This is a genomic window from Frankia sp. KB5, from assembly GCF_002099325.1.
Lineage (GTDB): Bacteria > Actinomycetota > Actinomycetes > Frankiales > Frankiaceae > Frankia > Frankia casuarinae.
On record NZ_MRUJ01000078.1, the window covers coordinates 21,867 to 28,116 of the forward strand.

The following is a 6,250-nucleotide window of genomic DNA, read 5'->3' on the forward strand; positions in this document are numbered from 1 at the left end:
GTCGCGGAGGCACGTCCTGTGGTGGCCGTACGGGTGGGGTCGGGCAATGCCGTCATCAGCGGGCTCCGTTGATGTGCTTGAGGGCGTCCCGAAGGGCGTCACGCTCGTACAGTGAGGCGAGATAGCGGTTGTAGGCGTCGAGTTCGTCRTCCTCGGCGGACTGCTCGGCGCCGCCGGTCGTCAGCATTTTGGGGCCCCTGTCGAGATCCGGTCGCCAGGGCGCCTCGGGGGCGATCCGGCCGTGGGCACCCCACCGCGGCCCGGTGGTGTCCTTGGGTGCCAGATCCTCCTTCATCATCTTCACCCACCAGTACACGACGAAGGCGGCGAAGACAGGCCACTCGACCCCGTAGAAGAGGTTTTGCAGCGATCCCTGCGGGGATTCGCCCTTCGTCAGCTGCCAGATGCCCATGCGGATGAAGAATGCGATCAAGAGGAGCGCGAGGAGATGACGCGCGATCCACGAGGGTGACAACAGCAGCCGACGCACGAGGTTGACGCTACCTCTCCCCGGCCGGTCGGCGTAGGGCGCGTGGCACCTTCCCGCGACCGGACTCACACTCGGACCGGACTCACACTCGGACCGGGGCGCCGGGTGGCGTGGGAGAGGTCGCGAGGGGCTGGCCGACCTTGGCCGGGCCGGCCAGCCCGCGTGCCGCCGTCGACGGCCGCTTGGCGACCCGTCCGCCGGGCTGGGGGGGTTAGCCGGGGAGCGAACGGGCCGAAACACCGCCGGACCTCCTGGCGCGGGGGGCCGGTATGGCGTTCATCTGTCAGTCGTCCGACGGAGGTTGATTGGTTGCCGTCGTTGTGAAGATTTTTCTTCCGCATGGTTGCCTGTGGTTCCGCATGGTCAAGTGCAGACCCCCGTAACCGGCGCAGACCCGCGCCGTCAGCGCAGGACTGCGGCCGCCAGCGTCCAACCCGATGTGCCCCCGCTGGAGATGGTGACCGACGTCGTGCCGATTCCGGCAGGCAGCCCGATGCTCACCACTCCATCGGCCGAGCCGTCGGCGATCGGTGAAGGCAGGGTCTGGGTGAAGGTCTGCGTGCCGCCGATGGAGGTGACGATGATCTGCACCCGCCCGGAACCGGATCCGAGGAGGACGTCCAGGGTGAGCGGAGACTGCGAGACGAAGACCGTCAGCCGGGCCGAGCCCTGCAGGGACAGCCGGTCGGTGTCATCCACACCGGTCGCGACCGGTGTGCCCTCCGTCCAGTCGAATCCCGAGGATGACGGCACGGACGTGCCCAGCAGGGTGCCGGTGTCGATCAGCGRCATCACGATGGCGGCCCGGTTCTGCACACCGTCCCACGAGCCCCCGAACAGCACCCAGTCGAGAGTGCCGGGGCCCGGAAGCCGTACCCGTGATCCACTGGGGAAGGGGGCGACGGTGCTGGTGTAGATCCCGCCGCCGAGGCCCGCGAACGTTCCGCCGGGCAGGGAGGATCTGCTGTCACCATGGTTCGCGGACGGTCCTGTGGACGGTCCCGCGGACGGTGACGGTGCGCCGCCGCCACCGCTCGCGGACCCCGGGTCCGCCGGGTCCGGGCCGGCGGACCTCCGTGCGGCGCTCGCATCRCTCGTCGCGTCCGGGACGGCGGCGCTGACCCCGGATGTTCCGGCGGGGCTCGACCTGGCCGGTTCCGGTGGAACCGCCGCAGTGGCCTGGGGCGACGTGACCGGCGTCCGTACGACCGGAGACGTCGTGACCAGCGTGGCGGACGGCCGCGGCTTTGCCGTGACGGTCGTTGTGGGCGGAGCCGGGGAGTTCGATCCCGACGGCCCCAGCAGGGCCAGGGCCGTCAGGGCCGTGATGCTCATGATGGCGAGTAGTGCCCCCGTGATCGTGCCGCGTCGGGCGACCGAGCGCCGCCGGGAACGGGGCCAGTGGTGGGACCGGGGGAGCCGGTCGGGGCTGGTGGACCGGCTGGATCGGCGCCGTCGGCTCGATGGGGTCTTCGCGACGGTAYGGCCCAGGCGGTGCTGCCGGGTGATGATCCGCCCATCCCCGGTCCGGGTGCCGGAGCCGATCGAACCAAGCGGTCTGAGTGGTCCGTTAGCGCTGAGTGGACCGCTCGGGCCGACAGGTCCGATCGGGCCGAGGGGGCGGATGATCGTGCTGCTCAGGGGAGCATCGACCGCCGCCGCGACACGTCCGCGGATGCGATCGGAGTCGGGGTGGTGCCGGCCCATCTCGGCGCTCAGCATGCCGCGGAGTCGGTCGGGGAACGGAAGCTCCCCCAGGCCGCCGCCATGACCGTCGCCGCCGCGGAACTCGCCGACGCGATCGGCTGACCCTCGACCATCCGCGCTCGGGCTGCTGGTTTCGCGGTCGCCTGTTCCGTGGTCGCTGATCACGCGGTCACCCGTCTCCGGAGTGGAGGGACGGCAATCGGCCGGAGGCTCGCCGCGCCGCGCTGCCGCGCCACCCTGCGCATCATGATCGAGCTCCTGGAACCCCGGGCGCCTTCTGCGTCATCTATGCCTCGCCGACTCGCTGCTGCCACCAGGGCCATAGCTTGACGCGGCCGAGGCGGGCGAACGCCGACGGGCTCGGACCCGCCGGTTTGCCGGACTGACCACTGCCCCGCCGCCGTCCCAGGCGACCCGAGCCCGACCGGGAGCCATTCATCCGGGAACTGCCCGATCGGGATGTGGCGCCGCGTGATGTGCCCGGCCGACCGGACGATACCTGTGGCCTCGCCACCTCCGCGGCACCGGCCGGCGGCAGCTCGGTGTTCTGGAGAATCCGCTCCAGTTCGGCGACTCCCTTGGCGGTCTGGCTCTTCACCGTGCCGACAGAGATACCCAGCGTGCGAGCCGTCTCGATCTCCGACAGGTCGAAGGCGTAGCGGAGCACGACACAGGCACGTTTGCCTGGCGGCAGTGTCATCAGCGCGGAGCGCAGATCCATGACCGCGGGGAGATCGGGTATCCGCGCCGACTGGTCGGCTCGCTGACCAAGGAAGAGCAGCCCGCGTCGCTCGCGGACGACCTTCCGGACCCGGTCGGCCGCCAGGTTGGCGACGATCCGCCGGACATACGCCAGTGGAAGGTCCGCGGAGCGGACCCGGTCCCAGGCGGACCAGGCGGCCGTCAGGGCGTCCGCGGTGATGTCGTCCGCGACGTCGTGATCGCCGGTCAGGAGATACGCAAACCGGCTCAGCTCGCGGTGATGTCTCTCGAAGAAGGYATGAAACTCCGCCTGGGTATGGGGATGTTCGGGCTCGTCGTCGGCCGCGACCGCTTCCACTGRCACGCTCCCCGGGCCCGTCGAGGCCGGCGCGTCCGCGGCGCCGGCCGGACAGCCGATGCTGTGGTCGTCTGTCACTGGTTGCAGAGAACCATGAGTTCAGGGCGATATGCATATGACGGTAGCGACTCGATCGGGTATGCGTCGTGGTACCTGGATGCCGAGTGGGGCGGTCACTGTTAATACGCTCGAAGCAGTGGCTTTACCCTCGGTCCGATGATGTCGGGCTGGCCACACATGGYGATGGTCCTGGCGCGCGTTGACATCGGCCACGGGGGCAAACCCGTCTCGGACCGGCCGAGGCAGCCACATTATAGGACATAGGGRCATAGGACTTGACGGCATAGGATCGGAGATGCGAGCCGATGAACCGAGATCCGGACGGGACAGCCGCGATGACGGGGCGGCGCACGGATGCGCGACGCCGGTCCAGCGGGGTGACCGGCGACCAGGCCGCGGCGAGGGACGAGCCGCCGACATGGGATGCTAGGACGATGTTTCCGCCGCGACGCCCGCCGGGTACGGCGAAATCTATGTCTGCCCTGTCTGGTCCGGCTGCCCTGTCCGCCCGGTCTGGTCTGTTTACCCGGTCTGGTCTGGTTGCCCCGTCTGTCGTGATGCCCGAGGCCGTCCGTCCCCATCGCCCGAGTCCCCCGCCCCCGCTCGATCCGGACACCCCGATCCCGGATGATCCCGGCCCGCTCCTGCCCGACGCTCCTGACCTGCCGCCGGCTCCGCACGAGCCCTCCCCGTACACCGAGCCGGTTCCCGGCGCACCCCAACCGGAGCCCGAGCCGGTCTGAGGCCCGAGCCGGCGTCCGTCCACCCCACCGGAACATCCGTACGGCCGCGGCATGAACATGCCCGCACGCCGGATGATGCCGCGGCATCGCGTGCCGAGGAGCCGTAGCGTGTGACGGATGCATGCTGTGACGGTGAAAGCGCCCGGTGGGCCCGAGGTCATGACGTGGTCGACGGTGGCGGACCCTCCTGCCCCGGGGCCGGGCGAGGTTACCCTGGAGGTGGTCGCGACGGCGGTGAACCGCGCGGACCTGCTCCAGCGGCAAGGTTTCTACCCGCCGCCGCCCGGTGCCTCTGAGATCATCGGGATGGAGTGCTCCGGGCGGGTGGCGGTTCTCGGCGCCGGCGTGGACCGGGTTGAGGTCGGGGCCGAGGTGTGCGCGCTGCTCAGTGGGGGCGGCTACGCGAGTCGGGTGAACGTGCCGGTCGGCCAGGTGCTGCCGGTCCCGGCCGGGGTCGACCTCATCACGGCGGCCGCTCTGCCCGAGGTCGCCTGCACGGTGTACTCCACGGTGTTCGGCATCGCCGGTCTGCGTGACCGCGAGGTCTTCCTCGTGCACGGCGGGGCGTCCGGCATCGGGACCTTCGCGCTCCAGGYGGTCCGCGCGCTGCGTCCGAACGCGCTGGTCGCGACCACCGCCGGCACCGCGGCCAAACTGGCCAGGGTGCGGGAGCTCGGCGCCCACATCGCGGTCTCCTACCGTGACGACGACTTCGTCGCCAGGATCCGCGAGGCCACCGACGGCCATGGGGCGGACGTCATCCTCGACAACATGGGTGCGGCGTATCTCGCCCGCAACGTCGCCGTGCTGGCCGTGGGAGGCCGTCTGGTCGTCATCGGCCTGCAGGGCGGGGTGAAAGGGGAGCTCAACCTCGGCGCCCTGCTCACCAAGCGGGCGGCGGTCCACGCCGCGTCGCTGCGCGGGCGGCCGGTCGAGGAGAAGGCCGACATCGTGACCGGTGTCCGCGGCGACTTCTGGCCGGCGATCGAGGCGGGGGCGATCCGGCCGGTCATCGATCGGGTGCTGTCGATCACCGAGGTCGCGCGGGCGCACCAGCATGTGGCTGATTTCGGACATGTCGGAAAGGTGGTACTCACGATCCCGGAATGACCCTCGATGGGTGACACCCGGCGTGACCGTGGAGGCGAAGCCAGTGCCGTGGGAGGCGGATCACGGGGCAGGATAGGGGGCATGACGGATCAACCGGAACCCCGCGTCGTGGTCGTCGGGCCTGACGGCGCGCTGCACGAGACCGCGGACTCGGGGGTACCCGACCGGCCGGTGCGGCCGCTGGCCCCGGACGGTGGCCAGGCGCCGCAGGCCGCGGAGGAGCTGGACGGCGGCAACCCCATCGCCGCGCTGGTCTCCCAGCCCGACAAGGTGATGCGCATCGGTACCATGATCAAACAGCTGCTCGAGGAGGTCCGGGCCGCCCCGCTGGACGACGCGAGCCGAGTCCGGCTGCGCGAGATCCACCGCAGTTCCATCCAGGAGCTCTCCGACGGGCTTGCCCCGGACCTGCGCTCGGAACTCGATCGGCTGTCGCTGCCGTTCGACGAGGAGCGCACGCCGTCGGACGCCGAGCTGCGAATCGCCCAGGCACAACTGGTCGGCTGGCTCGAGGGTCTGTTCCACGGCCTGCAGACCGCGCTGTTCGCCCAACAGATGGCCGCCAAGGCTCAACTCGAGGAGATGCGCCGACGGGCCCTGCCGAGCGGGCAGCAGCCCGGCAGCGAGACGTTCGGCCGCGGGGCCTACCTCTGACTGACCCGTTTTTCATTGACCCGTCCCCGAATCGACCCGTCCCCGAATCGACCCGCGATGGTGAACCGGGAGCCATGGCTGCTCGCGGTTCACCATCGATGGTTCGATGCCCCCGGCCCGGCCGGCGGTCAGTTCGCCGGGCTGACCGAGGACATGTTGAAGTCGGGGATCCGTACCGCGGGCATGCGGGTGAGCGTGAACCAGTCCGCCCATTCCCGCGCCATGGTGCGGGTGGTGGCGCCGATCTCGGCCAGGCGGCCGAGCAGGTCGACCGGTGACTCGTTGAAGCGGAAGTTGTTGACGGCCCCGGTGACCTCACCGTTCTCCACCAGGTAGACCCCGTCCCGGGTGAGGCCGGTGAGCAGGAGCACCTCGGGATCGACTTCGCGGATATACCACAGGCTGGTGAGCAGGAGCCCGCGTTTC

6 protein-coding genes are annotated in these 6,250 nt (G+C 70.3%); 2 read left to right on the plus strand and 4 right to left on the minus strand.

The window, feature by feature from the left end; all coding sequences use genetic code 11:
• Nucleotides 1-55: 55 nt before the first annotated feature.
• The 3 genes from KBI5_RS09040 to KBI5_RS09050 form a co-directional block, all read right to left on the minus strand.
• Nucleotides 56-559 (minus strand): hypothetical protein, encoded by a 504-nt coding sequence (locus KBI5_RS09040; RefSeq protein ID WP_232234822.1) that lies wholly within the window; start codon nucleotides 557-559, stop codon nucleotides 56-58.
• 333 nt (nucleotides 560-892) lie between these two features.
• A complete protein-coding gene (locus KBI5_RS25840; RefSeq protein ID WP_133056991.1) occupies nucleotides 893-1,825 on the minus strand; it encodes a hypothetical protein in 933 nt (310 codons plus the stop codon).
• Nucleotides 1,826-2,483: 658 nt separating this feature from the next.
• Complete coding sequence (locus tag KBI5_RS09050; protein ID WP_085014993.1) at nucleotides 2,484-3,257, minus strand: SigE family RNA polymerase sigma factor; 774 nt, start codon at nucleotides 3,255-3,257, stop codon at nucleotides 2,484-2,486.
• A 920-nt stretch (nucleotides 3,258-4,177) separates the two neighbouring features.
• Here KBI5_RS09050 and KBI5_RS09060 point away from each other — a divergent pair.
• Together KBI5_RS09060 and KBI5_RS09065 are read left to right on the plus strand one after the other, a co-directional pair.
• Nucleotides 4,178-5,170 carry an NAD(P)H-quinone oxidoreductase gene (locus KBI5_RS09060; RefSeq protein WP_085014990.1) on the plus strand — a complete coding sequence of 331 codons (993 nt, stop codon included), beginning with the start codon at nucleotides 4,178-4,180 and terminating at the stop codon, nucleotides 5,168-5,170.
• Between the two features lie 81 nt (nucleotides 5,171-5,251).
• On the plus strand, nucleotides 5,252-5,824 hold the full coding sequence (locus KBI5_RS09065) for a bacterial proteasome activator family protein (protein WP_011438675.1): 573 nt from the start codon (nucleotides 5,252-5,254) through the stop codon (nucleotides 5,822-5,824).
• A gap of 128 nt (nucleotides 5,825-5,952) precedes the next feature.
• Here the strand turns inward: KBI5_RS09065 and KBI5_RS09070 are convergent.
• Nucleotides 5,953-6,250, minus strand: a 298-nt coding sequence (locus KBI5_RS09070; protein WP_241882769.1) for a metallopeptidase TldD-related protein, incomplete at its 5' end; no start/stop codon positions are given.